The sequence below is a fragment of the Thermogemmata fonticola genome (assembly GCF_013694095.1).
In the GTDB taxonomy this organism is placed as follows: Bacteria; Planctomycetota; Planctomycetia; order Gemmatales; family Gemmataceae; genus Thermogemmata; species Thermogemmata fonticola.
Map to the genome: position 1 here is coordinate 1 of NZ_JACEFB010000031.1, position 1,719 is coordinate 1,719.

Annotated in this window: 1 protein-coding gene; it reads right to left on the reverse strand. The window is 44.3% G+C overall.

Annotated elements, in window-relative coordinates:
- Window positions 1–85: 85 nt before the first annotated feature.
- Window positions 86–1,198 carry a hypothetical protein gene (locus tag H0921_RS17535; protein WP_194539829.1) on the reverse strand — a complete coding sequence of 371 codons (1,113 nt, stop codon included), beginning with the start codon at window positions 1,196–1,198 and terminating at the stop codon, window positions 86–88.
- Between the last annotated feature and the right edge of the window lie 521 nt (window positions 1,199–1,719).

A 1,719-nucleotide genomic window follows, 5' to 3' on the forward strand; every position in this document is an offset into this window, starting at 1 on the left:
ACCACCTAGCCACAAACTGAACACCAAATACCGAGATGCTGCCATGATTACTACCTCCAATCACATGGATGTGCTGTGCTCTCCCTCAGCTCTCCCCTCCGGCTCGGCGGCGGCTCAGCCAATAAAATACTCCGCCGGCTACCAAACACACCATCCCCGCCAGCGTCAGCCACAAATACCACCGCACCGGCCGCTCCCACTCCACACCCACCGGCTCCGGCAATCCAAACGCCGACAACGTAAACTCCTCCACTGATGGTACATATTCCCTTATCAAATATTCTGTTCGGAATACAAAATCCAATTCCACGGGGATGCCTTTGGTACTCTTGCCTTTGATTCGACCATCCATCTGTTTCAACACGGGTAGTTCATGTGAAATTTTGGTATATTCCATCGCACCGTGTTCCTCAGTTTTGATCTCTTGAGCACCTAACCATGTCACAGAAGCCTTGTACTCGAGTGGAATCCAATAACGCTCTGGATCAAAGATTATCCATCCATTCTCATAGCAATAATCAATACTAGAGGATCCCAGGACTGCCACTTTCTTAGGAGAACGAAACTCCACTCTTACTAGCTGCTGTTGACCTTTGTCAATCTGTTCCGCATGGACCACTTCAAAACCGGGTTGCTTCACTAACTGCTCGAGTGATATCTTGTACAAAACAAAAGGTGATGTTGACCAGTAATCATTATGATTATGAAGTGCCATACTAGCGTAACTATGAATAAAACTGTCCTTTGGATTTCCATTTATCCTCACGAGCAACCATGGGTTTGATGGTCCTTTACGATTTAGTTCAAATGCATATTTATCATTCACAGCCCAGCATGTATAAATACTATCCCGTGAACCTAAAATTGATAGTAATCTTGTCCCAGATTTATCACGCAGGGTATAAAAATAATCATTTGGTATTGTAGATGTATCGAATTTGACTGAATCGGGAACTCTCAACCAACTCTTCAACTCCAACTGTAGGCAGAGTTCGCTACATCTCTGTTTATGCTCTTTCCACTTCTGCGGCGCCTCATGCAGAAAGCGATGTCGCAAATCCTGAGACTGAGAATAACACTGTTGTGTGTCAATTCCCCAAGCCAAAACTAGGATCCAAATCCATCGCCAACTAATCAAAGGAAAGCGATATGATTGATGAAAAATATTCAAATTAGTTATGTTCCTATAGGCATACATTTTGCAACTCCTAGTGTTTAAGAGTTTATTGGTTATTTACAGAAAAATTTTATTACTATATACCTTAATAAATCTAGTAAATTTTGGCTCATTCCATAATTCTAAAATTCTGGTATGTGATTGAGGAATCGGAATCAGTGTTCTTCGATCCTATGAGTGGCTTACCAACATCCACATGCCTTGGTTGCTGTCGGGAATGGCGGGGGCTGATTCATGATTATGCATCGACAACCCTTGCAATTCTGGTCTGGCTTGCATGTTCCCACTTGACCCGGCTGTGCTCCAGTTTCGCATCTCCTATCAATCATAAAACTCCCATCAGGAAGGATCACGACATATGTTAGCATCATACACTTGTCATCACATACGTGAGAGGGAGGATTTTGTGGACAAACAGGTTGATCTACCCCATCACCCTCCTCCCCCAGCAGCCGGTTTTGCGGTACGAGCACCAGACCGCACACCAGCAACGCTAAACCCTACCCCATCCCAATTACCACAACCCACCGATATGACAACAA

What these genes read in the sequence shown, in the direction of transcription:
- H0921_RS17535 (WP_194539829.1), bottom strand. Translation starts at nt 1,198, where the DNA reads ATGTATGCCTATAGGAACATAACTAATTTGAATATTTTTCATCAATCA.